The 24,918-nt window shown below is 67.0% G+C and carries 26 protein-coding genes; 15 read left to right on the top strand and 11 right to left on the bottom strand.

All coding sequences use genetic code 11. From position 1 onward, the window contains the following. Window positions 1-69: 69 nt before the first annotated feature. The 3 genes from ACX1D3_RS09140 to ACX1D3_RS09130 form a co-directional block, all read right to left on the bottom strand. Window positions 70-858, bottom strand: a complete 789-nt coding sequence (locus ACX1D3_RS09140) for a TIR domain-containing protein (protein WP_078919628.1) — start codon at window positions 856-858, stop codon at window positions 70-72. Between the two features lie 113 nt (window positions 859-971). Continuing rightward, the gene (locus ACX1D3_RS09135) at window positions 972-2,015 is read right to left on the bottom strand and encodes a site-specific integrase (protein WP_078919629.1); all 1,044 of its coding nucleotides are present in this window, start codon (window positions 2,013-2,015) and stop codon (window positions 972-974) included. Further along, window positions 2,008-2,340, bottom strand: coding sequence for a hypothetical protein (locus ACX1D3_RS09130; protein WP_078919630.1), 333 nt, complete (start codon window positions 2,338-2,340; stop codon window positions 2,008-2,010). The genes ACX1D3_RS09135 and ACX1D3_RS09130 overlap by 8 nt, the downstream gene beginning before the upstream one ends. Before the next feature lie 240 nt (window positions 2,341-2,580). Between ACX1D3_RS09130 and ACX1D3_RS09125 the strand changes: the two genes are divergently transcribed. After that, complete coding sequence (locus ACX1D3_RS09125; RefSeq protein WP_217652155.1) at window positions 2,581-3,759, top strand: YVTN family beta-propeller repeat protein; 1,179 nt, start codon at window positions 2,581-2,583, stop codon at window positions 3,757-3,759. A 272-nt stretch (window positions 3,760-4,031) separates the two neighbouring features. Here ACX1D3_RS09125 and merA read toward each other — a convergent pair whose 3' ends face one another. Next, on the bottom strand, window positions 4,032-5,408 hold the full coding sequence (gene merA / locus ACX1D3_RS09120) for a mercury(II) reductase (RefSeq protein ID WP_078919631.1): 1,377 nt from the start codon (window positions 5,406-5,408) through the stop codon (window positions 4,032-4,034). Window positions 5,409-5,502: 94 nt separating this feature from the next. On the opposite strand from merA, the gene ACX1D3_RS09115 reads away from it, so the two are divergent. The 5 genes from ACX1D3_RS09115 to ACX1D3_RS09095 all read left to right on the top strand — a co-directional run bounded on the left by ACX1D3_RS09115 (window position 5,503) and on the right by ACX1D3_RS09095 (window position 12,181). Continuing rightward, window positions 5,503-5,892: a heavy metal-responsive transcriptional regulator gene (locus tag ACX1D3_RS09115; RefSeq protein ID WP_078919632.1), complete on the top strand. Its 390-nt coding sequence runs from the start codon at window positions 5,503-5,505 to the stop codon at window positions 5,890-5,892. Window positions 5,893-6,149: 257 nt separating this feature from the next. Then, window positions 6,150-6,701 (top strand): hypothetical protein, encoded by a 552-nt coding sequence (locus tag ACX1D3_RS09110; protein ID WP_153302367.1) that lies wholly within the window; start codon window positions 6,150-6,152, stop codon window positions 6,699-6,701. Continuing rightward, window positions 6,701-8,158, top strand: a complete 1,458-nt coding sequence (locus tag ACX1D3_RS09105; RefSeq protein WP_458993605.1) for a 4Fe-4S binding protein — start codon at window positions 6,701-6,703, stop codon at window positions 8,156-8,158. The genes ACX1D3_RS09110 and ACX1D3_RS09105 overlap by 1 nt, the downstream gene beginning before the upstream one ends. 67 nt (window positions 8,159-8,225) lie before the next feature. Further along, complete coding sequence (gene nifJ / locus ACX1D3_RS09100; protein WP_458993604.1) at window positions 8,226-11,762, top strand: pyruvate:ferredoxin (flavodoxin) oxidoreductase; 3,537 nt, start codon at window positions 8,226-8,228, stop codon at window positions 11,760-11,762. Window positions 11,763-11,968: 206 nt separating this feature from the next. Further along, window positions 11,969-12,181, top strand: a complete 213-nt coding sequence (locus ACX1D3_RS09095) for a hypothetical protein (protein WP_078919639.1) — start codon at window positions 11,969-11,971, stop codon at window positions 12,179-12,181. Between the two features lie 185 nt (window positions 12,182-12,366). Here ACX1D3_RS09095 and ACX1D3_RS09090 read toward each other — a convergent pair whose 3' ends face one another. Beyond that, window positions 12,367-12,975, bottom strand: coding sequence for a CueP family metal-binding protein (locus ACX1D3_RS09090; protein ID WP_458993603.1), 609 nt, complete (start codon window positions 12,973-12,975; stop codon window positions 12,367-12,369). A gap of 196 nt (window positions 12,976-13,171) precedes the next feature. On the opposite strand from ACX1D3_RS09090, the gene ACX1D3_RS09085 reads away from it, so the two are divergent. The 5 genes from ACX1D3_RS09085 (at window position 13,172) to ACX1D3_RS09065 (ending at window position 17,982) form a co-directional block, all read left to right on the top strand. Continuing rightward, window positions 13,172-13,585 (top strand): ArsR/SmtB family transcription factor, encoded by a 414-nt coding sequence (locus ACX1D3_RS09085; protein ID WP_458993602.1) that lies wholly within the window; start codon window positions 13,172-13,174, stop codon window positions 13,583-13,585. Continuing rightward, complete coding sequence (locus ACX1D3_RS09080) at window positions 13,582-15,579, top strand: heavy metal translocating P-type ATPase (protein ID WP_458993601.1); 1,998 nt, start codon at window positions 13,582-13,584, stop codon at window positions 15,577-15,579. Before ACX1D3_RS09085 ends, ACX1D3_RS09080 begins: the two co-directional genes overlap by 4 nt. Further along, window positions 15,576-16,496: a cation diffusion facilitator family transporter gene (locus ACX1D3_RS09075; protein WP_458993600.1), complete on the top strand. Its 921-nt coding sequence runs from the start codon at window positions 15,576-15,578 to the stop codon at window positions 16,494-16,496. The genes ACX1D3_RS09080 and ACX1D3_RS09075 overlap by 4 nt, the downstream gene beginning before the upstream one ends. A 143-nt stretch (window positions 16,497-16,639) precedes the next feature. Continuing rightward, entirely contained in the window at window positions 16,640-17,233 is a 594-nt protein-coding gene (locus ACX1D3_RS09070) for a TlpA family protein disulfide reductase (RefSeq protein ID WP_073186929.1), read from the top strand. Further along, the gene (locus ACX1D3_RS09065) at window positions 17,230-17,982 is read left to right on the top strand and encodes a cytochrome c biogenesis CcdA family protein (protein WP_078919644.1); all 753 of its coding nucleotides are present in this window, start codon (window positions 17,230-17,232) and stop codon (window positions 17,980-17,982) included. The genes ACX1D3_RS09070 and ACX1D3_RS09065 overlap by 4 nt, the downstream gene beginning before the upstream one ends. Window positions 17,983-18,621: 639 nt before the next feature. Here the strand turns inward: ACX1D3_RS09065 and ACX1D3_RS09060 are convergent. From ACX1D3_RS09060 to ACX1D3_RS09050, 3 genes are read right to left on the bottom strand one after another with little or no spacing between them, the layout of a single operon-like run. Further along, window positions 18,622-19,242 carry a peroxiredoxin family protein gene (locus ACX1D3_RS09060; RefSeq protein WP_458993599.1) on the bottom strand — a complete coding sequence of 207 codons (621 nt, stop codon included), beginning with the start codon at window positions 19,240-19,242 and terminating at the stop codon, window positions 18,622-18,624. Beyond that, window positions 19,239-20,204, bottom strand: coding sequence for a cytochrome c biogenesis CcdA family protein (locus ACX1D3_RS09055; protein ID WP_458993598.1), 966 nt, complete (start codon window positions 20,202-20,204; stop codon window positions 19,239-19,241). The genes ACX1D3_RS09060 and ACX1D3_RS09055 overlap by 4 nt, the downstream gene beginning before the upstream one ends. Then, entirely contained in the window at window positions 20,204-20,506 is a 303-nt protein-coding gene (locus ACX1D3_RS09050; protein ID WP_458993597.1) for a glutaredoxin, read from the bottom strand. Before ACX1D3_RS09050 ends, ACX1D3_RS09055 begins: the two co-directional genes overlap by 1 nt. A gap of 123 nt (window positions 20,507-20,629) precedes the next feature. Between ACX1D3_RS09050 and ACX1D3_RS09045 the strand changes: the two genes are divergently transcribed. The 3 genes from ACX1D3_RS09045 to ACX1D3_RS09035 all read left to right on the top strand — a co-directional run bounded on the left by ACX1D3_RS09045 (window position 20,630) and on the right by ACX1D3_RS09035 (window position 23,209). Further along, window positions 20,630-21,337, top strand: a complete 708-nt coding sequence (locus tag ACX1D3_RS09045) for a response regulator transcription factor (RefSeq protein WP_078919647.1) — start codon at window positions 20,630-20,632, stop codon at window positions 21,335-21,337. Then, window positions 21,334-22,473, top strand: coding sequence for a sensor histidine kinase (locus ACX1D3_RS09040; RefSeq protein ID WP_458993596.1), 1,140 nt, complete (start codon window positions 21,334-21,336; stop codon window positions 22,471-22,473). Before ACX1D3_RS09045 ends, ACX1D3_RS09040 begins: the two co-directional genes overlap by 4 nt. An 88-nt stretch (window positions 22,474-22,561) precedes the next feature. Next, window positions 22,562-23,209: a DUF305 domain-containing protein gene (locus ACX1D3_RS09035; RefSeq protein WP_078919649.1), complete on the top strand. Its 648-nt coding sequence runs from the start codon at window positions 22,562-22,564 to the stop codon at window positions 23,207-23,209. Between the two features lie 100 nt (window positions 23,210-23,309). Here ACX1D3_RS09035 and ACX1D3_RS09030 read toward each other — a convergent pair whose 3' ends face one another. Beyond that, window positions 23,310-23,489 (bottom strand): hypothetical protein, encoded by a 180-nt coding sequence (locus ACX1D3_RS09030; protein ID WP_068752814.1) that lies wholly within the window; start codon window positions 23,487-23,489, stop codon window positions 23,310-23,312. Between the two features lie 18 nt (window positions 23,490-23,507). On the opposite strand from ACX1D3_RS09030, the gene ACX1D3_RS09025 reads away from it, so the two are divergent. Then, window positions 23,508-23,660 carry a hypothetical protein gene (locus tag ACX1D3_RS09025; RefSeq protein WP_458993595.1) on the top strand — a complete coding sequence of 51 codons (153 nt, stop codon included), beginning with the start codon at window positions 23,508-23,510 and terminating at the stop codon, window positions 23,658-23,660. On the opposite strand, the gene ACX1D3_RS09020 is transcribed toward ACX1D3_RS09025, so the two are convergent. Beyond that, entirely contained in the window at window positions 23,636-24,067 is a 432-nt protein-coding gene (locus ACX1D3_RS09020; protein ID WP_458993594.1) for a hypothetical protein, read from the bottom strand. The two genes, ACX1D3_RS09025 and ACX1D3_RS09020, sit on opposite strands and share 25 nt — an antisense overlap. A gap of 8 nt (window positions 24,068-24,075) precedes the next feature. Further along, a complete protein-coding gene (locus tag ACX1D3_RS09015; protein WP_458993593.1) occupies window positions 24,076-24,876 on the bottom strand; it encodes a prolipoprotein diacylglyceryl transferase in 801 nt (266 codons plus the stop codon). Window positions 24,877-24,918 lie beyond the last annotated feature (42 nt).

The raw sequence follows: 24,918 nt of genomic DNA, 5'->3' as shown, positions 1-24,918 counted from the left end.
CCGACTATCTGTGGCTGCTGGTCGCGGCGCGGTGGACGCCCAGACCAGAACAGGCCTGAGAGCTCGCATTCACTGCCCCGCAAGGCCGCCCCAATCCACCTGTAAGCCCTCGCTTGCCATTTCGTGAGCGAGCTTCATCTTCCAAGCGCCAGCGGGATCCAGGGGGACGTAGACAATACCGTCGAGGTCACTCGGCAGTTCGACCCCAGACTCGTGTAGTAGAACAACCCGCGCGCGGCCAAGGCGGCCAGCGAAGTAGCCCGCCTCGAGCACGACATTCTGCCGGGCTCGAGGCGCTTCTTCACGAGCGGACTTCGCTCGCCCGACGTCGTCGGCCGTCAACAACGCCACGGCGAAACCGACCGTGGCCGCATACGCCTCCAGCTTCTCGAGGATGCCGCGACCACCACTGGGCTGCTCATGCAGGATGATCGGCTTCGTGCCAGTGATGTCGTGAAGTACGCGGAACACCTCGTGTTTTCGCGCTTCATCATGGCCATGCACGATGAAAACCCGGCCCTGTTCTGCTGCTGTTGCCTTCTCCTCAGGGGACTCTTCCGTCCGAACCACCTGCTCCAACTCCTCACGGAGCGCCAACTCGCGCTTGGCGGCCTCAAGGATGGCGACAACCTTCTTTACACCCGCCGGACGATATCCACTGGAGTCCATCCCGCTGACCCAGAACTGGGGTGAGTAGCGGACCTCATGGAACTGAGCAAGCAACGGAGACTCGCCGCCCATGACCGTGCGCAGGGCAACCTCGGTGCTGGTGCGCCACCCCTCAAAGTCGTCGGGCTGGCCGTTCTTGGCCGCGGTTACCTGCCCGTCGAGCACTTCGACCTTTCGCGCGAGATCCATGCAAGGAGGCTAGCGGGTCGCTGAGTCACTACTCGGACATAGATGTGCGCCCATCAAGCAAGGGAATCGGAAAGCGTCAGGACAGGCCTCGCGGGATCAAGAACCCCAGCTTCTTACAGGGGGAGTTGTGTTGCGGCGTTTTCTTCCCAGGCGTCTTCGATGCGGGTGTAGATGCCGATGGAGGCCAGGTCCTTGTGCCGGGTCTGTCTAGCGATCTGCAGGGAGGTGGCGCCACGTTTCGCGGCGTAGGTGACGAACCCCGCCCGAAGGGAATGCGCCGAGAAGCCGGTGGCGTCGAGACCGGCCCGGGTGACGGCCTGGGTGATCAGGCGGGACAGTCCGTCGGGGGTGAGGCCACGGGCGCTGACGCGGTTGCCTTTGGAGACGGATCGGAAGACCAGGCCTTCGGTGATACCGGCGGCGGTGAGCCAGTGCCGTAGCGCGGTGACGGGGCAGTAGTCCTGGCGGGCGCCCCAGGGGAGGACCACGAGCTCAAGGTCTCCGGTCTGGTTGGTTTTGGAGTGGGTGAGCTCGATCACCAGGCCGCGCTCGTGGGGTTTGATCTGATCGACCTCGAGGGCGGCAAGTTCGGAGGCGCGCAGCGCGGACACGAACCCGACCAGCACGAGTACCCGGTCCCGGATGCCGCTGAGCGAGGGCTCATCGTCGCGAGTCTTCCATTTCGTCATCGCCGGGCAAGCATCGACCACGTCGAGGAGGAGCGGTGGCATGAGGGGGCGGGCCTGGTCCGGGGGAGCGCCGAGTTGTCGTCGGATCCCTTCCCACACTGCGACCACGCGTGCGGTCTGGGTGGGGTCGGGATGGTTACGGACCTTGTGGGCGAACCGGATCGTCGACAGACGCCGGCTGATCGTGCCGACCTTCGCCCCGGCGGTGGCCAGCGCCGAGATGTAGCGGGAGATCGCGATGTCGGTGGCGGGCAACGCGGTGTGGTGGTTGTCGCGGCACCAGGTGACGAACTCGGTCCAGTCGGAGCGGTACCCGCGCAGCGTCGACGAGGCCCGCGACGCCGAGGCGAACGCGGCCTCGGCCGCATCCAGGGACAGGTCCTCCGGCAGCAGTATCCCCGCCTGATGATCAGCGGCGACCGGACCACCAGCCGCACTGTGCAGGGCCCCTGGCTGGCTTTCAGTCATGCGACTTGTCGGGGTGCTCGAGTTGGTCGGCGAGCCAGGTGCGGGCGGCGGCCTCGGCGGCCGGTTTGGCGGCTGTCAGGGTGGGCTGGACGCCGCGGGCGATGCGGGTGACCTGGTCGGTGCTGCCGGTGCGGTAGACGGTGAGCGTCCAGGTCCAGCGGCCGGCCGTGCCGCGCTGGGCCATCAGCTGCAGATCGTGGCGCTCAGAGATCGGCAGGTTCACACCCCACGCCGACTTCACGCCGGAGCGGTCGTGGCTCCACTCGTACGGGGGCAGCGGCACGTCGTCGAGGGTGACGAGTTGGTGTCGGTGTCGGGTGGCCATGCCTGGACTCTACCGTTTATTACATCGGATTCTCTGGATAATCCGATGTAATACGCGGGTGGATCTACGTGCGTCAGAGGTAGAGCGGCTTGCCGCCGCCCAGCGAGAACCAATGCCTCGCGGGACTTCCCCGGGTAGGCGATGTGTCCTTGACGGAACCTTGACCGGATGAGCATCGAAGGCAGACGAACGAGGCGTCATAGTGGTCCTACATTTCTACATGTTATTAGGAGAAATCACGTGCTCGTTTCCCACGGCGGTCTGCGCCGCCCCTTGTTCCTCACCGTCTTTGTGATGGCCGCCTTGACGCTGACTGCCTGTGGGCAGGATGCACCGGCTGCCGGTTCGGCTGCGCCGTTGAGCAGTGCCGCCGCTACGCAGAGCGACGAGGGCGCTGCCGGTGAGGGAGGCACCGGACCTCAGGAGCCGATGGCGATCCGGGGCACGGTGTGGGTTGCCAACGAGGACGGTGATTCCTTGTCGGCCATCGACGCGGACACCGGTGTCGTGGTGACCACGGTGAGCGGGATCGAGAGTCCTCACAATGTTCAGGTGAGCCCTGATGGTGGCACGGTCTGGGCTGTCAGTGGTCACGCCAACGCTGTGGTGGCGCTGGATGCCGCGACGTATGAGCTGTTGGGGACCGCTCCGACCGGTGTGAGCCCTGCGCATGTGGTCGTTAGTCCTGATGGTGAGCAGGTCCTTGTCACCAACTCGGGGGATGACACGCTGAGCGTCTACGACGCCGAGTCGCTGGAGCTCCGGGCCACCGTTGACCTCAGTGCCGGGCCGCACGGCCTGCGTCCCACCCCGGACGGTGCGGCGGTGGTCGTGGCCAACACCACAGCGGGCACTGTCGACGTGGTCGACACTGACACCTATGAAGTCACCGCGACGATCCCGGTCGGGGACTCCCCTCCGCAGGTCGCTGTCGCACCGGACGGGCGGTACGCCTACGTGAGCCTGGTCGGGTCCAGTTCTGTGGTGAAGGTCGACCTGGTGGAGCAGAAGGTCACGGGATCGGTGTCGGTTCCGTCGCCGCCGGTCCAGCTGTACCTGACCGCGGACGGGACCCGCTTGCTGTCGGCCGACCAGGGAACCGAGGGCGCCCCTGGCAGTACCGTGTCCGTGATCGACTCGGCCTCCATGACCATCGAGGACACCATCGCCGCGGGGGCTGGCCCGCACGGGGTGGTTGTCGAACCGACCGGGCAGCGGGCCTGGGTGACCAACCTCTATGACGACACGGTCTCCGTGATCGACCTGTCGACCAACCAGACCGTCTCGACTGTGTCTGTGGGCGACAAGCCAAACGGCATCAGCTACAGCCCTCAATCGCCTACGCCCGGGCCCGCCACTACCAGCGTCACCGTCCCCGACTACGCCACCGGAGCCGAGGGCGGCCACGCGGAGCACTGACCACCCCAGCTGTTGGGCCCCATCCTGCTCTGCAGTGCGTCCTCGCGTGGCAGGTGGTAATCAGCAGTCGGGGTGCCCAGTCCCCGCACGAACTTGAGCGGACCGTTCCCGGTTAGGTCTGCGCGGTATCGGCGGGACCAGAAGGGCCGAGCCGCTACTGCTTGCAGTGGGCGGAACGGCGATGAGCTCAAGTGTCCTGCTGGACGTCCAGCATGGCGGCTCCGTGCTCGAGCACGGCTTGTTGGGCTGGCTGGGCTGGGCTGTCGCGTGTACTAGGCGCAGCAGGACGTGGGGAGTTCGTTGCGGAAGAGGTTCGCTGTGAGGCGGATGCCTTCGGCCATGGTGAGGTACGGGGCCCAGGTGTCAGCGAGTTGGGTGACGTTGAATCCGGATTTGATGGCGTAGGTCGCGGCGAGCATCATTTCGCCGGCGGTATCGGCAAGGGCGTGGATGCCGAGGACTGTGCCGGTGTCGGCATCGGCGACGATTTTGATGCCGCCGCGGGTGTCGTGGTTGGTGATGGCCCGGGGCACGTCAGACATTGGCAGATAGCGACATGCGCACCGGTAGCCGGCGGCGATGGCGTCGGATTCGGTCATCCCCGCCGAGGCGAGCTGGGGTGAGGTGAACAGTACGGAGGGAAGCCCGGTGTAATCGACGTGCTCGTGGTGACCCAGCGCATTGCGGGCCGCAACCCTCCCAGCCATGGCGGCGACGTACACGTACTGGGGCGCGTCCGTGACGTCACCGGCGGCAAACACCGCCGGATTCGTGGTCCGCTGGTATGCGTCGACTCTGATGAAGCCGTGGTCGTTGGTTTCAACTCCAGCGCTTGCGAGGTTGAGTCCGTCAACGCGGGGGGTACGGCCCGTAGCGATGAGGACGCGTTCACCGGCGGCTTCTCTCGCGGTGCGGGTGCGCACCCGCACCCGGGCGTGGTCTTGGGTGACCGCGACGGCGCGGTCGTCGATGACGGTTATGCCCTCGGCCTCGAAGACTCTGCGGAGCGCGGAGGAAGATTCGGGCTCGGCATGCGGGGCGAGCCTACCGACGACGGTGACCTGGACACCGAGGCGGGAGAAGAGTTGGGCTTGTTCGAGCCCGACGAAGCCGCCCCCGATCACCACCAGCGAGACGGGAAGTGTGGTGAGCGCCATAGCGGTGGTCGAGGTGAGGTAATCGACGTGCTCGAGGCCCGGGATCGCGGGCACGTGAGGTTCGGCGCCGGTGGCCACGAGATAAACCCCGGCGTGAACCGGCCGCCCGTCGACGAGGAGGGTCACCGGGTCGGCGAACGAGGCGATCCCTGGAAGAATGTCGAACCCGTAGGCGGCGGCGATGTCTGCGTATTTGGTCTGGCGGAGCATGCCGACCAGGTCATCTTTCTGTCGTATGAGCGCGACGAGGTCGACGGTGCCGGCGGACGTGGGGACGGCGGGGAACGGGTTCGAGAGGGCAGCGTGGCGCGTGTGCGCGGCGGCGAGGAGTGTCTTCGAGGGCACGCAGCCCACGTTCACGCAGGTACCGCCGAGCGTTTCTCTTTCGATCGCGATCACGCTGGCCCCTTCGAGTCGGGCATGGATGGCGGCTGACATCGCCGCACCACCTGTGCCGATCACCGCAAGATCGAACTCGTTGTGCAGCGTCATGATGTCTCCTCCCGGTCGGCCGCCCGTGCGGCCACATTCCGTCAGAATGAACCTTCAAGCATGCTTGAAGGTCAAGCCTGCGTGGAGGTGCAGGATGCTGATCGGCGAGCTGGCGGAAAAGGCGGGCACGAGGCCGTCGACGCTGCGATATTACGAGGAGCGTGGGCTGCTGCCGCCTGCCGTGAGGACAACAGCCGGGTACCGCAGCTACGACGACGAAGCAGTGCAACGGCTCCAGTTCATCGACCGGGCCCGCGCGGCGGGTCTGACCCTCGCGCAGATCGCGGAGATTCTCGATGTTCGAGATGCGGGCCGCTCGCCCTGTGCGCATGTTCGGGACCTGCTGGACCGTCAGCTGGTCGACATCGATGAGCAGCTCGCGCGACTCAACGTTCTGCGTGTCACCATCTCCGGGCTTCGAGCGCAGGCGGCTCAGACACCTCCGGAGGCCTGCGCACCTGAATCGATCTGCCGATACCTCTGAGCCCGCAGGCTGCACTGCCTGCCTTCCCAGGGCGGGGATGAACCCGGCGCCCGCGAGCAGTGTCATCGGTGACGTTGTGAATGCCGAGGAGTACCTCGAAAGACCACAGTGCAGGTACTTCTGTGGAGCTTGTCGGCGGCTAGGTACAGACTTGATCAAGGTCTTCTCAAGAAGCTCTTCAGAACCGGGATCTTGGCGATTTGGGTCCCTGGCGGTGGGTCAGGATGGGGCGGTCATCCACCCGGAGGAGTTCCTGAATGAGCCGCACCCTGAGCACCGCCACCGCCCCCACCATCGCCGTGATCGTGTGGGCGATGATCAGTCTCTCACCGCAGGCGGTGGCGAACGAGGCGACAGAACCTCCCACCGCGACCCCGACGACCAGCAGCCAACCCTCCACTGGTACCGGTGAGCAGCCGGCTGGGCATGGGCATGAGACGGCAGCCGAAGGGAGCGCACCCGCCGCCACCCCGGGCCCCGTGACATCCTCACCTCAGCCGGCCCCCGCCGCCGGCGAGGTCTCTGAGCATGGCGAGGGGCATGACGCTGAGGCTGGGGAGCAGACTGCGGCCGCCGGTGATGGGTCCGCGACTGAGGAACATGGCGGGGCCGCCGACGAGCACAGTGAGGCTCCTCCTCCGGACCGGCCTCGGGCTCTGGTGTTGGGCGGGTTCGGTGTGTTCAACGGCGCCGTCCTGGTGTACGCGGCGCTGCTCCGCCGCAAGAGCGCCCCAGACCACAAACGGCGCCGTGACGCGCGCGCCGCGGCACTGACCACCAACACCACCGCCGCCGCGAAGGAATCCTGATGACCACCCCCACCTTGCCGAAACTGGAAGGGCCTGGCGAGAAGCCCGGGGACAGGCCGGGTCCGGTCTTCCTCGACCTCGACGAGAAGCCGGACCTCACTCCCCCGCCTGTTGGTCGAAACCTGATGCGCATCCCGTGGGTGGCCCGGGTGCTGCGGAGCCGGCTCTACCCCGGCATCATCCAGGTCCCAGTGGCAGCGGTGTTCGGACTGGTGGCCTACCAGCTGCTGGTGGGTCCCGACTCTGCCCACGACAATGCAGGCACTGCGTTGATGTGGGTGCTGTGGTGGCCGCTGATCCCGATCGTGTTCGTCCTGCTCGGCAGGTTCTGGTGCGCGGTGTGCCCGTTCGGATGGCTCTCGGACCAGGTCCAGAAGCTGGTGGGCGTGAACCAGCCGGTCCCGGCCTTCCTGAAGAAGTACGGCATCTGGATCATCGACGCCTCCTTCCTCCTCATCACCTGGGGCGATCATGTGTGGGGCATCGTCGAATCACCGTGGGGTTCCGGTGTCCTTCTCCTGCTGCTGACCAGTGCCGTGATCGTCTCCGGCGCCCTGTTCCAGCGCCGCACATTCTGCCGCTACCTGTGCTTCCTGCGCGGCCTGTCGGGCAACTACGCACGCACCGGCATGGTCGAGCTTCGCGCCGACCAGGGCATCTGCCGCACCTGCAAGGCGCGGGCCGCCTGTTACAACGGCAACGACAAGGTCGCCGGCTGCCCCCTGTTCACGTTCCCCCGCACCATGGACACCAACGCCAACTGCAACCTGTGCGCCAACTGCATCAAGGCCTGCCCCAACGATGCGATCCAGGTGCGGCTGCGGAAGCCGACCAGCGAGCTGTGGTTCATCAACAAGCCCTCGGTGGAGGAGTCCTTCCTCGCGATGGCAATCATGGGCATCGTGATCGTTCAGAACGTCACCATGCTGGAGGTGTGGAACACGGCGCTGGCCTGGCTGGAGGCCACCACCGGCATCACCAACTACGCCCTGATCTTCACCGTCGCCTTCGCCGTCGCGGTCAGCCTCCCGGTCGGGCTGCTGGTTGGGGCGTCGCGTCTGGCGGCGGGCCGCAACCTCGAAACCACGATGAAGAACTTCGCCCGGTTCGGCTACGCCCTGATCCCCCTCGACGTCGCCAGCCACATCTCCCACAACCTGTTCCACCTGCTGGCCGAGGGCGGATCGGTGATCACGACCGTCGCGGCACTGTTCGGGATCACCTACGGCGCCGAGTCACCGGCCCTGGCCAGCACCCTCACCATCCAGATCCTGCAGTTCGCCCTCCTCGCGTTGGGCATCGCCGGCTCCCTCTACACCGCGTGGCGCATCACCTGCCGCCGCTACCAGACGGCCAAGCGCCGGACCAGCACCTTCGTGCCGATGGCCGTCCTGGTGGCGTTCCTGGGTGCGGTCAACATCGTGTTGTTCCTCCTGCCCATGGCGCACCGCATGTAGGGGCGCCGTCGGGGCCCGCACCGACGCCTGACACCATCACACCTACCCGACCTTCCCGGAGGAACCCATGACGACTGGCCCGCAGACCGCGTGCATGGACGGAAACGACGCCGCCGCGCGGATCGCCCACCTGCTCTCAGACGTGATCGCGATCTACCCGATCACTCCCGCCTCCACGATGGGCGAGCTGGCCGACACCTGGTCCGCCGCGGGACGGACCAACCTGTGGGGTGCCGTGCCCGAGGTGGTACAGATGCAATCCGAGGCCGGCGCCGCCGGCGCCCTCCACGGGGCAATCCTCAAGGGGACGCTGGCGACCACCTTCACCGCCAGCCAGGGCCTGCTGCTGATGCTGCCCAACATGTACAAGATCGCAGGCGAACTGACACCGGCCGTCATCCACGTCGCGGCCCGCGCGCTGGCCACCCACGCCCTGTCGATCTTCGGCGACCACAGCGACGTGATGGCCGCACGCGGCACCGGCTGGGCCATGCTCTGCGCGTCCTCAGTCCAGGAAGCACACGACTTCGCCGCCATCAGCCACGCCGCCACCCTGATCAGCCGAGTCCCGTTCCTGCACTTCTTCGACGGCTTCCGCACCTCCCACCAGATCGACCGCATCACCCTCCTGGCGAAGGAGGATGTGCGCGGCCTCATCGACGAGCACGCCGTGTCAGCCCACCGCGCCGGCGGGCTCAGCCCAGACGCCCCCACCATCCGCGGCACGGCGCAGAACCCGGACGTGTTCTTCCAGGCACGCGAGGCCGCCAACCGCTTCCACGACGAAGTCCCGGCGACGGTCCAAGCCCTCTTCGACGATCTGGCGGGCAGAACCGGTCGCCGGTACCGACTGGTGGATTACGTCGGCGCTCCCGATGCTGAGCGGATTCTGGTGCTCATGGGCTCCGGTGTGGGTGCCGCGACAGAGACTGTGGAGGAGCTGGTCGCCCGGGGGGAGAAGGTGGGCGTGGCGACGGTGCGGCTGTATCGGCCCTTCCCGGCCGCCCAGCTGCTGGAGGCGCTGCCCGCGACGGCGCGGCGGGCGATGGTGCTGGACCGCACGAAGGAGCCCGGAGCCGTCGGGGAGCCGCTGTACACCGACGTGCTCGCTGCGCTCGCGGATGGAGGACGCGGCGACATCTCGGTCACGGGCGGCCGCTACGGCCTGGGCGGCAAGGAGTTCAACCCGGCCATGGTCAAGGGCCTCTTCGACGAACTGGACCGGGATACGCCGCGTCGGCATGTCACGGTCGGCATCGTCGACGACGTGACCGGTCTGTCTGTCCAGCCCGACCCGTCGTTCACTGTTCCCAAGGCGCCGTTGCAGGCCGTGTTCTACGGCCTGGGCTCCGACGGAACGGTCGGGGCGAACAAGGCGACAGTCAAGCTCGTCGGGAAACACACCGACCTCCACGCACAGGGCTACTTCGTCTACGACTCGAAGAAGGCCGGGTCGATCACCGTCTCCCACCTGCGCTTCGGCCCGGATCCGATCCGCTCCACCTACCTGATCGACCGCGCCGACTTCATCGCCGTCCACCAGTTCCCGCTGCTGACCCGACGACGGGTCCTCGACACCGCCCGAGAAGGCGCCACCGTCCTGCTGAACTCGTCGTATCCGGCGGACAAGGTGTGGTCCCACCTTCCCGTCGAAGTCCAGCAGGACATCATCGATCGCGACCTGAACCTCCATGTGGTCGATGCCTACCGGATCGCCCGCGAGAACCACCTTGCCGGCCGCATCAACACCGTCATGCAGACATGCTTCTTCGCGCTGGTCGACCTGCTGCCCGACGCAGACGTCGAGGAGATCCTCTGCACGTCGGCACGTCAGGCCTACGGATCCAAGGGCAGCGACGTCGTCGCCCACAACGTGGCCGCCATCCTGGCCGCCCTCGGCGGCCTGCAGCAGGTGACCATCCCCGACCAGGTCGAGGGCGCGGTGCGGAGGATGGCGCCTCTGCCAGGGCACGCACCGATGTTCGTCCGCGCAGTCACCGGCCCCATGCTCGACGGCGACGGGGACCTGCTGCCCGTCAGCGCCCTGCCGATTGACGGGGTGTTCCCCACCAACACCGCCAGATGGGAGAAACGCGGCCTCACCAGCGAAGCACCGGTCTGGGACGCCGACCTGTGCACCGGCTGCGGGAAATGCACCATCGTGTGCCCCCACGCCGCGATCCGCATGGCCATTTTCGACCCCGCCGGCGAGCAGTCACTCCCCCAGCAGTTCGCCTCCACCAAGTTCACCTCCCGCGAACTGCCCGGTCACCGCCTCACCCTCGCGATCTCCCCATTGGATTGCACCGCCTGCGGCCTGTGCGTCGAAGCGTGCCCCGTGGCCGACAAGGTCAACCCCGCCCACAAGGCACTGCTGATGGAGCCCATCGGTGACCGCCTCACCTTCGACCAGGACCACTTCGCCGCCGTCGAAGGCCTCCCCCAGCCACCCCGCTCAGCACTGAAGGTCGACACCGTCAAAGGCTCCCAACTGCTCGAACCCCTGTTCACCTTCTCCGGCGCCTGCTCCGGATGCGGCGAGACGCCCTACCTGAAACTCCTCAGCCAACTCGCAGGCGACAGACTCATCCTCGCCAACGCCACCGGCTGCTCCTCCATCTTCGGAGGAAACCTGCCCACCACCCCCTGGTCAACAGACGCCTGCGGACGCGGCCCCGCATGGGCCAACTCCCTCTTCGAGGACAACGCCGAATTCGGGCTCGGAATCCGCCTCGCCGCGGACCATCAACACCACCAGGCCCGGGAACTGCTGACCCAGAACAGCGACATCCTCGGAACCGACCTGACCACCAGCATCCTCGACGCTCCCTCCGACGGTGAGGACCTGACCCGGCTGCGGCGCGACATCTCCCGCCTGAAACTCCGCATCGCCGACCTCGCCCCCGCCGAAGGATCCGACCTGGCCCGCCTATCGACCTTGGCCGACGAACTGGTCGACCGCACCGTGTGGATCATCGGAGGCGACGGCTGGGCACACGACATCGGATTCGGCGGCCTGGACCACGTCCTGGCCTCCGGACGCAACGTCAACATCCTCGTACTCGACACGGAGGTCTACTCCAACACCGGCGGACAAGCGTCCAAGGCGACCCCACGGGGTGCCATCGCCAAATTCGCCTCGGGCGGCAAGGGCACCCAGAAGAAGGACCTCGGCCGCTTCGCGATGACCTACCGCGACGTCTACGTCGCACAAGTGGCCCTCGGCGGCAACGAAATCCAGACCGTCCGCGCACTCCAGGAAGCACAACAATGGCCAGGCGTCTCACTGGTCATCGCCTACGCCAGCTGCATCGAACACGGCATCGAGATGACCCAGTCCCTACACCACCAGAAAGCAGCAGTCACCAGCGGCCACTGGCCCCTCTACCGATACCGCCCCGCCACCGACGACCGGCCCGCAGCCTTCTCCCTCGACTCTAAACCACCTACCCGACCCGTCCGAGAGTTCGCCCTGAACCAGACCAGATTCGCCCGCCTCCAGCGCACCGACCCCACCCGCAGCGACCACCTCCTCACGCAGATGCAACGAGACACAGACGAACGCTGGGCCCACTACCAAGGGCTCGGAGCCCCGAACCTTTGATCTGCTTCATTCCGAGTCACCCCCGTAGTGCCAGCGGGCGGACAAGGCCGTTGCCCCAGCTTCAGCCCCCAGTACCCCCGAATCGCGCGACCCCGGACCTCTACTTCTTGATCGAAGCCGAAGAGAGAGTTGATCAGATCCATACATTGTCAAGGGACAGTGGTCTTATCGGCCGGAAGGTCCGGCATCCGAATGAAGGAGACCAAATGATCACCACGCGCAAGATCGCTGCCCTGGCCGCCGCTGCCGCGGCAGTCGTCGCCATGACCGCCACCACCGCGGGAGCAGTCGAGCCCACCGGACGTGAGTTCGCCGGCCACGTCCGCATGATGGCCCAGTCAGACATGGGCCTCGACGGCACCCACAACCCCGGCATGCACCAGGGGTTCTCCGGCATGGAGAACCACCACTCCTCCTGACCAGAAAGGTCAGCTCGTCAGGCGATCCCCGCCAGGCCCCAGGTCGGCGGGGATCTTATTGACTTGAGCTGCGCAACGCCGCACCGGTGGCGAAACGAGCATCGAAACACCCTGCCCTGCACGACCTGCACGGAACCGTGAGCGGAGCCCTCGGCACGGCGCCCAGCCGGCTCACCCCCGCCGGGCTACACAAGCTGGAGCGTGGTCAGGCAGGTGGGGCCCTCGGCATCGGAGGAGAAGCGGCTCTCGGCGCGCTTTCCGTCTTTGGTGACGACGACGACGCCCGCGAGGTCCTTCGGGATCCAGAAGCCGACGAAGCCGTTGGCGTAGGTGGTCGCGTCCTCGTCGACGAGCACCTCCCCCGAATCGGTGGTGATCCTCACGCGCACCTCGACGTCTGCCAACTCCCCCTGACACGTGCCGAGGTTGTGGAAGTAGCACTCGTGCGTGCTGGTCTCGTACGGCGCGATCGACAGGTAGAACTGGTCACCGTCCAGGGGCAGCGCGGCCTCGGTGGTGCCGTCGCTGAGCAGAACCTCGTCGTAGCGCACAGATGCAACCAGTGGCAACGGGCGCTGAGCGTCGAGCCGGTCGAGCGCCTCCACGACCTCGGCGCCGCCCTTCCCTTCCAACCCGTGCGCCGCAAGCAACGCCCCCGCGTCCCCCGCCGCGACGCTCGACACCGCCGTCGACGCGGAAGCGCCTGGGGTCTCGGTAACCTCCGGGGTCGAGCAAGCCGACAGCGCCAGGAGGGCGGCAAGCGGCACAGCGATGCGAACGGTCAGGCGACTCATGGTCAACTCCAGAAGTGAGAATGCTCAAAGATGATTCAGGTGTACGCCATCTAGCGCGGCACCGTTTCGACATGTCGTCCAACCAGAATGCCCCAACCACTCAGTGCGCCAGCCACACGCTTGGTCAAGATCAGATCAAGAACAGGATCCAGAGATGGTGGGGCTTCTCTTCACCTTCACCTGCTAATATCGGGCCATGACGATGACAAAGGCTCAGAAGGATGTATCTGCGGTGGGGGATTTGTCGGTGGCAGCTGCCTTCTTCCACGGCCTGTCCGATCCGTCACGGCTGGCGATCCTGCAGCACCTGACGTTGGGCGAGCATCGGGTGCGTGATCTGACTGCCCATCTCGGGTTGGCGCAGTCGACGGTGAGCGCCCACCTTGCGTGTCTGCGCGAGTGCGGCCTCGTGTCGTCGCGGCCGGAGGGTCGCGCGTCGGTGTTCTCGCTGGTGGCGGCCCCGGAACTCCTGGCCATGTTGTCGGCGGCGGAGCGCCTGCTTGAGTCGACCGGACAGGCGGTGGCGCTGTGTCCGAACTATGGAGTCGGCAGCACCACGAACCCCTCCCCCGAGCAGTTGAAGGCGCACGGGACGGAGGCCCAGAGATGAACGGACCAGCGATCGGCGGACTCGATCGCAAGGACCTCGACGAGACCGAGAGCGCGTGCGGGTGCGAGGCACCCGCTGGCGCCAGCAGTGATGATGACGACGCGGTGGAGCATCTGTGGCAGGTCCGCGACATCCAGTTCGGGCTGGCCTCTGGGGTGCTGCTGCTGGCCGGCTTCGTCTCCGGACTGCTGGGCTGGGAGGTCGCCGAGCTGGTGTTGAGCGTCGCGGCGCTTCTGGTGGGGGCGTCGACGTTCGTGCCCGGAGCCCTGAAGAGGCTGGCGCGCGGAAAGGTCGGGGTCGGGCTCCTGATGACCATCGGCGCGGTCGGCGCTACTGCTCTGGGACAGATCGAGGAGGCGGCGATGCTGGCCTTCCTGTTCTCCCTGGCCGAAGGTTTGGAGGACTACTCGCTGGCCAAGACCCGACACGGGTTGCGGGCGCTGCTGGATCTGGTTCCGCGTGAGGCGACGATCAGGCGCAACGGTCGGGATGTGGTGCTGAGCCCTGACGACCTGGTGGTCGGGGATCTGCTGATCGTGAAACCCGGCGAGCGGGTGGCCACCGACGGCGACATCCGGGCCGGGAGGACGTCAGTGGACACCTCCGCCATCACCGGCGAATCGATGCCCGTCGAGGTGGGCCCCGGGGACCCCGTGTTCGCCGGTTCCATCAACGGCTCCGGCGTCCTCGAGGTCGATGTCACGGCCGCGGCCAGGGACAACTCTCTTGCCCGGATCGTGCACATCGTGGAGGCGGAGCAGTCCCGGAAGGGTGACACGCAGCGGCTGGCCGACCGGATCGCCAAACCCCTGGTTCCGGGGATCCTGGTTGCCGCCATACTGACCGTCGTCGCAGGGGTCCTGCTCGGGGAACCGGCGGTGTGGCTGCAGCGGGCCCTGGTGATGGTGGTGGCAGCCTCCCCATGTGCGCTGGCGATTTCGGTTCCCGTGACGGCGGTGGCGTCCATCGGCGCCGCGAGCCGTCGCGGGATCCTGGTCAAGGGGGGCGCCGCGCTGGAGAGCCTCGGCAAGGTCCGCACGATCGCCCTGGACAAGACCGGCACCCTGACCCGCAACCAGCCGGCCGTCATCGACGTGGCATCCTCCGACGGCCACTCCCGCGGCGAAGTGCTCAGGTGGGCCGCCGCACTGGAGGCGCGAAGCGAACACCCCTTGGCCCGCGCGATCCTGGCAGCCGTCGACGACGTGCGCGCGGCCGATGAGGTGACCGCCGAGGTCGGTTCCGGACTCACCGGCCGCCTGGACGGGCACCTGCTCAGGCTGGGGCGGCCGGGCTGGATCGACCCCGGCCCTCTGACCGCGCACGTGACCCGCATGCAGAACGCCGGCGCCACCGCCGTCGTGGTGGAGCTGGACGGCGCCCCGGTCGGGGCGATCGCAGTCCGCGACGAGCTGCGCCCAGAAGCCCCCGAGGTCATCGCCCAACTCCGCGCGGACGGCTACTCGGTGGTCATGCTCACCGGGGACAACGACGCCACCGCCCGCGCTATCGCACGGGAGGCCGGGATCAGCGAGGTGTACGCCGACCTGCGCCCCGAGGACAAGTCCACGATCATCGAAGAGCTCCGCAGTACCGGACACACGGGGATGGTTGGCGACGGCGTCAACGACGCCCCCGCGCTCGCCACCGCCGACGTCGGCATCGCGATGGGGGCGATGGGCAGTGACGTGGCCATCGAGACCGCGGCTGTGGCACTGATGGGCGACGACCTGAGGCTGCTCCCCCACGCCCTGGACCACGCCCGACGCACCCGTCGCATCATGCTCCAGAACGTGATCCTCTCGATCGCACTCATCACGATCCTCATCCCACTTGGGCTCTTCGGAGTGCTCGGGTTGGCGGCCGTTGTCCTGGTCCACGAGGTCGCGGAGGTGTTCGTGATCGGCAACGGCATCCGGGCAGGGCGCACCCACGCCCTGCCCCCGATCAGCGCACCTGCCCTCCGGCCAGAAACTGTGATGGTCCCAGCATGAGCGACACCCGCGACCACACCCACGCGAGTCCGGGGACCAACCGGACCAGGTTGGCGATCGCGTTCGGGATCACCGCCACCATCCTGATCGCCGAGGTCATCGGCGCATGGTGGACCAACAGCCTCGCCCTCCTCGTCGACGCCGGGCACATGCTCACCGACGCCTCCGGCCTGTTGATGGCACTGATCGCCGCCTCTCTGGCCCTGCGGCCACCCACACCGGAGCGGACCTGGGGTTACCGTCGCGCAGAGGTGCTGGCCGCCGGCGCCCAGTCCGCGATCCTCCTCGCCGTCGGGATCTACGCCTTCATCGAAGGCGTCCGCCGGCTCTTCGACCCGGCGGAGGTCACCGCCGGCGGGCTGCTCGTGTTCGGGATCGTCGGACTCGTCGGCAACATCGTCGCCATGCTTGTCCTGGGCGCAGGCCGCGCCGCGAACCTCAACATGCGTGCCGCGTTCCTCGAGGTGGTCAACGACGCCCTCGGATCCGTCGCGGTCATCATCAGCGCGATCGTCATCTCGCTCACCGGATGGACCCGGATCGACGCCATCGCCGGGATACTGATCGCCGCCCTGATCGTCCCCCGCGCGATCACGATCCTCAAGGAAGCCGGGGGGATCCTGCTCGAATCCACCCCCAGAGGCCTGAAGCTCGACGACGTCCGCCGGCACATCCTTCAGGTCCCGCACGTGATCGGGGTGCACGACCTGCACGCCTCCACCATCGCCACCGGGCTACCGGTCCTCACCGCCCATGTCGTCGTCGACGAATCCTGCTTCACGCAGGGGCACGTCTCCCAGGAACTGCGGGACCTCCAGACCTGCGTCGCCGAACACTTCGACGTCAGCGTCGAACACTCCACCTTCCAGATCGAAGCCCCCTCCCATAGCGCACTGGAACGCCACTCACACCACTGAAACAACGCTCATGGGAATCCGGTTGGCCCCGACGAAGGCTGGCAGTCGACGCCGTGAACACGGCGGAAGGACGTAGGATCGGGCATCGCACACCTCCCCGAGTGCGCCCATCCACCGCCGAGAAATCTCAAGGAAGGTCAGACATGAGACAGTCAGGGCGCCACCCCTCAGCCCGGTGGGTGAGTCACCTCGCCTTGGTCCTCACCGTGATGATCCTGACCGGTTGCTCAAGTGGATCGGGCCAGGCGGGAGTGTTTGACTCAGCAGGTTTTCAAGGAGGTGACGGTTCAGTGACCATTGTCCCTGCCGAGCAGCGGCGATCGGCCCCAGAGCTGGCCGGGGAAACCTTGGACGGTGCACCGCTGACCACTGCAGACTTCCCGGGCCAACTCTTGGTGCTCAACGTTTGGGGATCATGGTGCGCCCCCTGCCGGTCTGAAGCACCCGCCCTCGTCGAAGCGGCCGCCCAACTGCCGGGGGTGCAGTTCATCGGCATAAACACCCGCGACCTCAACCCGGCCCCGGCGCAGGCGTTCGTTCGGGCCTTCGACATCCCCTACCCCAACATCTACGACCCCGACGGTGCGCTCCTGCTCGAGTTCGGGCAGCTTCCACCTAAGGCTATCCCCAGTACTTTGGTCATCGATTCTGAAGGGCGGGTCGCTGCACGGATACTCGGTGAGACCACCGCCTCGACGTTGGTCGGCATCATCGAAGACGTCACGGCGGCGGAATGATCCCTCTCGAGTCCTGGGTAAGCCAAGCGATGTCATCGTCACTGCTCCTGGGGATCCCTGTCGCCATGCTCGCCGGTGTCATCTCTTTCGCCTCGCCCTGCGTCTTGCCCCTGCTCCCAGGCTACCTGTCGTTTGCCTCTGGTCTTGGGGCCCACGAGATCACTCAAGGAACCGGCAACCGACGACTCCTGCTCCTGGGAACCCTGGGATTCGTGCTCGGGTTCGCCGTCGTTTTCGTCCTCACAGGGGCCCTCCTGGGTGGCCTCGGAGCCGTCCTACTCACCTACGAGCGCATCATCACGATCGCTGCCGGAATCCTGATCATCCTGATGGGGCTGGGCTTCCTCGGCTGGATCCCCCTGCCCGCGCAGCGACGCCCGCAAACCGCCCGCGCCGGAGCCCTCGCCTCCCCCCTACTCGGGATAGCCTTCGGCCTCGGCTGGACCCCTTGCATCGGCCCCACCCTGTCTGTGGTTCTCACCCTCGCCCTCAACGAGGGCTCGGCCGCCCGTGGCGGGCTGCTGGCCTTCTGGTACGCAATCGGCCTTGGCCTGCCCTTCCTCGCCTTCGCGGCTTCGTTCACCACATTCGCTCCCCATTTCGAGTGGCTCAAGCGCCACCAACGCGCCCTGCAGCGTGCCGGTGGTGGGCTGCTCATTGTGGTTGGGATATCCATGGTCACCGGCCTGTGGGCCATCCTCGTTGCCTACCTGCGACAGTGGGCCTCAACATTCGGGACCATCCTGTGAACATGGGGCACCCGAAGGAAACCCTCATCACGTTGGCCAGCACCTCCGATCCCATGCTTCGGGCGCCGGCTCACCTCCGGAGCCACGGGCTGGTGATACCCCAACCCACATGGCCAGGACGGTGCTCACCGTGGTCAGGGGGTGACCGTGGCGATGCGAAGACGGCGCCCCAGCCACCAGGCCACCACACCGAAGACCGCGAATCCAGCGATGTTCCAGCTTGCTGCCTCGGCCCAGGGATCGATTTTACCCCGCGTAGCTCCGCCAGGAGGAGGTGAACATCGCGTCTGCACGGACCTCATCGAAGCGCTGGAAAAGGAATCGCCCAAATGAAAGAGTTCCTCAAGTGCTACCAGTGCGCTGACGCGTCCGACGACCGCTGGGCCCTGCTACTAGGAACTCGCAGCCCTGACGGCAGGAAGGGGACCGACTTGCCCGTCAACCCAGCTAGACACCTACAGGCACTTGCGCCGCCACACAGGGCTGGGACTGCCAGGCTGATGCCGGCCAGGCATAGAGCCCTGATCGGGACACCAACGGCTGCCTCTCGATCAGCCAGCGGGCGAACTCACGTAGAGGTGCTCGCGAAAACTGGAGCGCACCACGCCCGCAGGGCTGATCCGGTGGACCCCCAAGGCATCACTGGAGGCGCGTGGTGACCTCGTCGAGGAGTTCCTTCGGGTCGAGCCACATGGAGGGGTAGTTGCCATTCCAGCGTTGGACGCCATCGCCGTCGATGAGGACGAAGCCGTGGCCGGGCATCCCGGGGTGCATGCCCTTGTCGAGGACGTCGTACGCCTTCGACACGGTCCCGTCGTCGAGGAGATAGGGGGTGGTGACGCCGAACTGCTGCATGTCGGGCAGGATCTGCTCGGCGCTGTTCATGACGATTGGCAAAACCTCGATGCCCGCCTCGGCGAAGCCGGGATCCTTCTCGATCTCGGCCATCTGCATGGTGCAGGATGCGCAGCCGGCGCCTTCGTTGAAATAGATCAGCACCGGGTTGGGTCGCAGGTCGCTGAGAGTGACGCTGGTGCCGGCTGTGGTGGTGAGGGTGAAGTCGGGTGCGAGGCGCTGGGTGTCGCCCTGCTCGGGGATGGCGGACCACAGCCCGTAACCGACGACGACGACGACGATCAGGGTCACTACTCCGCCGATGATCCGGCTCCAGGTGCGGCGCTTCGTGTCGCGGCGCGTCTCGGCCTCCTGGCGGGCTTTGAGTTGCTCGCGCCGTGAGGGTGCGGGGTTCGTGGGGGTCATCGTGGCTCCAGGGAGAGTGTCGTCGGAGTGCTGGCTCCTTCGGGCGCGGGGGTCGGTGCGAGTTGGGTGTCGCAGCAGTCATGGACGGCGGCGGTGGGCTTGGCGTGTCGGCGGTCGCGAAGGGTGGCGATGACGAACACGGCCACCAGTGCGAGCAGTGCCAGTCCGAGGACGGCCTCGGGGATAGGGGCGGTGATCGCGATCAGCCAGGCGAAGACCTCGGAGAGCCAGGCGCCCATGCCGACCAGCGGGGCGTCGGCGCCGGTCATCTCGGTGGCGCCGGCTTGGCCGATCACGAGGATGCCCATGATCACGAACCCGACGGCGACCAGCAGGTTGACGGTGTTGGTGGCCAGCGTGAAGCGGCCCAGGTTGATCCGGATGGGCTTGGCGCGGAGGCTGCGCATCCGCTCGGGTCGCTTGTCCCACAGCAGTGCCATCACGAACAGCGGGATCACCATCCCGAACACGTAGGCCAGACCGAGCACCAGCCCACCGACGGGCGAGCCGGACAGCGCCGACAGGGTCATCACGCCCGCCAGGACCGGCGCGCAGCAACTGGAGGCGATGCCGGAAAACACGCCGAGGCTGAAGAAGGTGGCAGTGTCACCGCGTGCGGTGTCAGGCGCCCGGAGGAACGACGGCATCGACCACATCGCCCCCGACAACGCCAACAGGCCGAGTCCGATCATCAACAGGCCGCCGGCCCAGTAGAGAACCACGTGGTACTTGGCAATGGCGCCGGCGATCAGGCTGACCCCCATGGTGATCGGGACCAGGACCGCCGACAGTCCGGCGGCGAACACGAAGGTCAGCGGGATCAGGCGCCAACGGCGGTTCTTCGCCGCCGCAGCCAGATAGCTGGGAGCAAGGAAGACGATGCAGCACGGGGCGAACAGCGCGACGCCGCCGGCGAGGAACGCCGCCAGGACCCCTCCCGCGCTGAGCAAGTCGGCACCCATCAGCGGGCACCGAGGCGGTCGACGAGCCGCGCCAGCTTGCCTCGCGGAATGCGGCCGGCGTGGAAGTACCTGCCCGCCACCAGGGTCAGCGGGAAACTCCCAGGGCGGTGCTCGGCGATCAGCGCCTCACCTCGCGGTGACTCCGCCGGCACTGCCGTCAGCCGCAACAATCCTGCACGGTCCAGAGCGTTGAGGCGTTGATGGGCGTCGTCGCAGAAGTGACAGGCGGGGGTGGTCACCAGGGTGACGTTGACCACCTGGGTCGGTGCGGTCGGCGGTGCTGGCGCCGGAATCTCGTTCACGATCCCATCCTCAACCCTCCAGATCAGGGAACGGTTCAGCCCGGGTCAAGGTTCGGCCAAGAACACTCCCCCAGCACCGTGAGGGGGGTGGGGTGGCGGGCGGGGAGTGTCAATAATGGCTGTATGGCTGAGCCCCGCAGGTCGAGTGTGTTGGTGATCGACGACGAGCGCCCGCTGGCAGGGATCGTCGCCTCCTACCTCAACAAGGCAGGCTTCGACACCGCCCTGGCCTACACCGGCCCGGACGGCGTCTCCTCGGCGCAAGACCTGGACCCCGACGTCATCATCCTTGACCTGGGCCTACCCGGCATCGACGGCATCGAGGTGTGCCGCCAGATCCGGCTGTTCTCCGACTGCTACATCCTGATGCTGACCGCCCGGGCCGACGAGGTCGACAAACTGATCGGCTTGTCGGTGGGCGCCGACGACTACCTGACCAAACCGTTCAGCCCCCGCGAGCTCATCGCCCGCGTCAACACCGTGCTGAGACGCCCGCGCCGCCAGACCCACGTCGCACAACTGACCGCGCCGCGCGAGTTCGGGCGGCTGCGGGTGGACGCGGAGGGCCGCGACGTGTGGGTCGACGACCAGCAGGTGGGGCTCACCCGCACCGAGTTCGACATCCTCGACGCACTCTCAGCCCGACCCAACGTGGCGCTGAGCAGGCGGCAGATCATCGACGCGGTGTGGGGCCCGGGCTGGGCCGGCGACGACCACGTCGTCGACGTCCATGTGGCAAATCTCCGCAAGAAGCTCGACGACCCGCCCGCGGAACCGCGCTACATCCTCACCGTCCGCGGAGTCGGATACCGGATGGGACCAGGGCGATGACCAGGCTGCGCGGTCTCGTGGGCCGGATGCGGTGGGGCACCCGCACCTTCCTCACCCAGGCCCTGGTGGTGGCAGTCGGCGTGATCACCGCCGCCCTGGTCGCTGTGGTGGTCGGGCCCCCACTGTTCCACGAACACCTGCAACAACTCGGTCACGCGGACGGAACTGCCGAGATGGGGCATGTGGAGCAGGCGTTCCTCGACGCTGGCGTCAGATCGTTGGGCATCGGACTGGTGGTGGCGCTCACGCTGGCTATCGGCCTGGCCTGGATCGAGACCAGGCGGCTGCGCCGCCCACTGGAACAACTGACCGCAGCCGCCGCCCAGCTCGAGGCAGGCGACTACACCGCCCGCGTCCCCCAGAGTGGAACAAGTCCCGAGTTCACGGCCGTCGCCGACGCGTTCAACGACATGGCCAGCCGCCTGGATTCCACCGAGACCAGCCGACGGCGGCTTCTCTCCGACGTGGCGCACGAGCTTCGCACCCCCCTGGCCACGCTGACCGCTGAGCTGGAGGCCGTCATCGACGACGTGGTCCCCTGGGACCACGACAGCCAGCAGCTGCTCACCCTCCAGGCCGCCCGGCTCAAGAAGATCGCCGCCGACCTCGACGACGTGTCCCGGGCCGAGGAAGGTCGATTCACTTTGGATACCCAGACCCAGGCGGTGTGGGACCTCATCGAGCCCGCCGTCGCCTCCGTCGCCACCCGATACCAGGCCAAGGGCGTCGCGTTGTCCGCGGACTCGGACCCCGGTTTCGTCGCAGCGGATCCGCAGCGGGTGGGTCAAATCCTGGGCAACCTCCTCGACAACGCGCTGCGGCACACCCCCACCGGGGGGATCGTGCGCCTCAGCGCGCGCGAGTCCAGGGATGAGGTGGTGATCATGGTCACCGACACCGGCGACGGCCTCACCCCGGAGCAGCTCTCGAAGGTGTTCGACCGGTTCTACCGCGCCGACACCGCCCGGGCCCGCGATGCGGGCGGCTCCGGGATCGGGCTGACCATCGCCCGCAGCCTCGCCCTGGCCCACGGCGGCTCATTGACCGCAACCAGCCCCGGCCCCGGACACGGCTCGATCTTCACCCTGCACCTGCCCACCGCGCCAGCACCTGAGCGGGTCTTGATCGATTCTTGACCTTACACGGGTTGGCTCTTGAGCTGATCGTTCATAGCCTCGAAGTTAGGACCGGCGGCCCCCGTCGGCCAGGAATGGAGCATCTTTCATGACACGCACTAAGCGGATCACTGCCACTTTGGCGGGACTGGTCCTGACGGCCACCCTGGCAGCCTGCGCGGACCAGGGCGCCACTCCCCCGGCGGCGACCACCTCCCCGACAGGCAGCACCTCCGCCACGGCCACTGAGTCGGCGTCGGCGAGCGCCTCATCTGAGGTGGCCGCCGACCACAACGACCAGGACACCACGTTCGCGCAGATGATGATCATCCATCACGAAGGCGCCATCGAGATGTCTCAGCTGGCGATCGAACGCGCCGAATCCCCCGAGGTCGTGGCCCTCGCGGAGCGGATCGCCGAGGCCCAGGGCCCGGAGATCGAGGAGATGACCGCCTGGCTCAGCGCCTGGGGTGAAGATGTCTCCCCCGGTGGACATGGCGGCATGGACATGGGCGGCATGGACATGAACGGCATGAGCCAGGAGGAGATGATGACCCAACTCGACGGCATGTCCGGCGCCGACTTTGATCAGGCGTTCCTCGAGGCCATGATCGCCCACCACGAGGGTGCGATCGGGATGTCCGAGCAGCAGTTGGCCGAGGGGCAGAACCCGGATGCTCTCATGTTGGCGGAGAAGATCATCGCCGACCAGCAGACTGAGATCACCGAGATGCAGGAGATGCTCACCAGCCTCTGACCAACCCAGGCGTGCAAGCGATGAGGCGCCCGTCCAGCCGTTGTGGCTGGGCGGGCGCTTCGTCGGTTGTCCTGGTTGGCGAACGCCGTACCTGGCGGGGTTAGGCGGCTGGGTTGCTGGCGAGATGCTCGGCGTCGAAGAGGTCCTGGCAGCGTCGGCAGCAGAAGTAGAACCGCTGGCCTTCGACGTCGCGGAACAGTCCCGCCGCCTCCGCGGTGGACTTCAGCGTGCTGGTCCCGCGGACCGTGCAGGTGACCAGTTCGTCGCCGGGGCCGGCCACTACATCGTGCTGACAGTGATGTCCGCCACCCTGGCCGTGGGCGGTGTGGCCGCCGCAGCAGCCTCCCTCCTGCTGGTTCCCGTGCTGGTGTCCATGTTCGTGATTGCACATGTGCCCTTTTTCCTTTCGTTTTCTTGTGGTGTTGATCATCGGGTGGGTGAGGGGCTGTGATGCCCCTCGTGCTCTTCGGAGTCAGAAGTGCTGGCGGAGGCCGGCGCGGGGGTGTCTTGTTCGCTGGAGGTGGCGGGGTTGAACAGTGGCCCGATCACGAATGCCGACAGGGCGAACAGGCCGGTGAACACCGCTATTCCAATCGCAGGGGCCTTCCAGGTGCTGAACCGGCGACGCAGCCGTCGCAGCAGCGGGATGCTCAACGCCAACCCGACCACGTAGAGCAGCGTGTTGCCGAGGAATCCCGTCAGGAGCGCAGCCCCGGCCAGGAACCCGATGTGGTGCATCACGTGCGGCGCCAGGCCCATCAACGCACCGAGGGTGGCCCGTGTGCCGGCCCAGAGCGCACCCCAGAAGCCGCGACGCCCCCCTGTCATGCCTGGGGTGGTATCGGTGATCGTGTCCATCGCGCCGCTCACCGTCCGACCGGATGGGGGCTGGGGACAGCCGACGAGGGGTCGGCGGCAGAGACGTTTGAGACTGGAGCAGCAGGATGGAACGTGTCTCGGAGGATCAGGGCGGCGCCGAGGATGATGCTGGCGATGCCGATCAGCTGCGCCTCGGTGAGATCGAGCACGACGTGCGGGTTGATGCGGACCATCTCGGCGAGGAGGCGGGCCGCTCCGCTGAGCATCAGATAGGACCCGAACACGGCCACCGGCCGCAGTCTGCGGCCCAGCACCCACAAGATGCCGGCGATCAGGAACGCACCGGCCGCTTCATACAGCTGGACGGGATGCACCGGCACGTTCACCGGCACCACCCCGTTGGGGAACGCCATCCCCCAGGGCAGATCGGTGGGCGTGCCGTAGGTGCCGTCACCGGCCAGGAAGCAGCCGATCCGGCCGATGCCGTAGGCCACCGACAGCGGCGCCGCCATCGCGCCCGCCACCCGTCCAAGGGGCAGATCGTGGCGTCGAGTCATCACGATCACCGCGATCGACCCGGCGATCAATCCCCCGTACCAGACGAACCCGGACCCGCCGAACAGGTGCCAACTGAAGTTGTCCCAGTTCGCGATCAGGTAGTACACCTTCGCGCCGACGAACCCCCACACCGTCGCCCACAACGCGATCGAGTGCGCCAGCTCCTTGTCGTAACCGATCCGCGTGAACGCGCGCCCCAACAGGAACGCGCCGACCAGCAGCGCCAGCGCCTTACTCAGCCCATAGGACTGGATCCCCACACCAAATATCGAGAACACCTCAGGCCACACAGCCCACTCCCATCATCGAAACTGTTCCAGGCGCGCGACGTG

This window comes from Tessaracoccus yangjingae, from assembly GCF_054483935.1.
Note: the sequence above shows the minus strand (reverse complement) of the source record. Positions and strands in the feature narration are given on the sequence as shown.

Bases quoted from the DNA above. Each gene is read 5' to 3' on its own strand.
- ACX1D3_RS09140 (WP_078919628.1), bottom strand. From the start codon at position 858: ATGGATCTCGCGCGAAAGGTCGAAGTGCTCGACGGGCAGGTAACCGCG.
- ACX1D3_RS09135 (WP_078919629.1), bottom strand. From the start codon at position 2,015: ATGACTGAAAGCCAGCCAGGGGCCCTGCACAGTGCGGCTGGTGGTCCG.
- ACX1D3_RS09130 (WP_078919630.1), bottom strand. From the start codon at position 2,340: ATGGCCACCCGACACCGACACCAACTCGTCACCCTCGACGACGTGCCG.
- merA (WP_078919631.1), bottom strand. From the start codon at position 5,408: ATGACGCTGCACAACGAGTTCGATCTTGCGGTGATCGGCACAGGTGGT.
- ACX1D3_RS09115 (WP_078919632.1), top strand. From the start codon at position 5,503: ATGCTGATCGGCGAGCTGGCGGAAAAGGCGGGCACGAGGCCGTCGACG.
- ACX1D3_RS09110 (WP_153302367.1), top strand. From the start codon at position 6,150: ATGAGCCGCACCCTGAGCACCGCCACCGCCCCCACCATCGCCGTGATC.
- ACX1D3_RS09105 (WP_458993605.1), top strand. From the start codon at position 6,701: ATGACCACCCCCACCTTGCCGAAACTGGAAGGGCCTGGCGAGAAGCCC.
- nifJ (WP_458993604.1), top strand. From the start codon at position 8,226: ATGACGACTGGCCCGCAGACCGCGTGCATGGACGGAAACGACGCCGCC.
- ACX1D3_RS09095 (WP_078919639.1), top strand. From the start codon at position 11,969: ATGATCACCACGCGCAAGATCGCTGCCCTGGCCGCCGCTGCCGCGGCA.
- ACX1D3_RS09090 (WP_458993603.1), bottom strand. From the start codon at position 12,975: ATGAGTCGCCTGACCGTTCGCATCGCTGTGCCGCTTGCCGCCCTCCTG.
- ACX1D3_RS09085 (WP_458993602.1), top strand. From the start codon at position 13,172: ATGACGATGACAAAGGCTCAGAAGGATGTATCTGCGGTGGGGGATTTG.
- ACX1D3_RS09080 (WP_458993601.1), top strand. From the start codon at position 13,582: ATGAACGGACCAGCGATCGGCGGACTCGATCGCAAGGACCTCGACGAG.
- ACX1D3_RS09075 (WP_458993600.1), top strand. From the start codon at position 15,576: ATGAGCGACACCCGCGACCACACCCACGCGAGTCCGGGGACCAACCGG.
- ACX1D3_RS09070 (WP_073186929.1), top strand. From the start codon at position 16,640: ATGAGACAGTCAGGGCGCCACCCCTCAGCCCGGTGGGTGAGTCACCTC.
- ACX1D3_RS09065 (WP_078919644.1), top strand. From the start codon at position 17,230: ATGATCCCTCTCGAGTCCTGGGTAAGCCAAGCGATGTCATCGTCACTG.
- ACX1D3_RS09060 (WP_458993599.1), bottom strand. From the start codon at position 19,242: ATGACCCCCACGAACCCCGCACCCTCACGGCGCGAGCAACTCAAAGCC.
- ACX1D3_RS09055 (WP_458993598.1), bottom strand. From the start codon at position 20,204: ATGGGTGCCGACTTGCTCAGCGCGGGAGGGGTCCTGGCGGCGTTCCTC.
- ACX1D3_RS09045 (WP_078919647.1), top strand. From the start codon at position 20,630: ATGGCTGAGCCCCGCAGGTCGAGTGTGTTGGTGATCGACGACGAGCGC.
- ACX1D3_RS09040 (WP_458993596.1), top strand. From the start codon at position 21,334: ATGACCAGGCTGCGCGGTCTCGTGGGCCGGATGCGGTGGGGCACCCGC.
- ACX1D3_RS09035 (WP_078919649.1), top strand. From the start codon at position 22,562: ATGACACGCACTAAGCGGATCACTGCCACTTTGGCGGGACTGGTCCTG.
- ACX1D3_RS09025 (WP_458993595.1), top strand. From the start codon at position 23,508: ATGTCCGCCACCCTGGCCGTGGGCGGTGTGGCCGCCGCAGCAGCCTCC.
- ACX1D3_RS09020 (WP_458993594.1), bottom strand. From the start codon at position 24,067: ATGGACACGATCACCGATACCACCCCAGGCATGACAGGGGGGCGTCGC.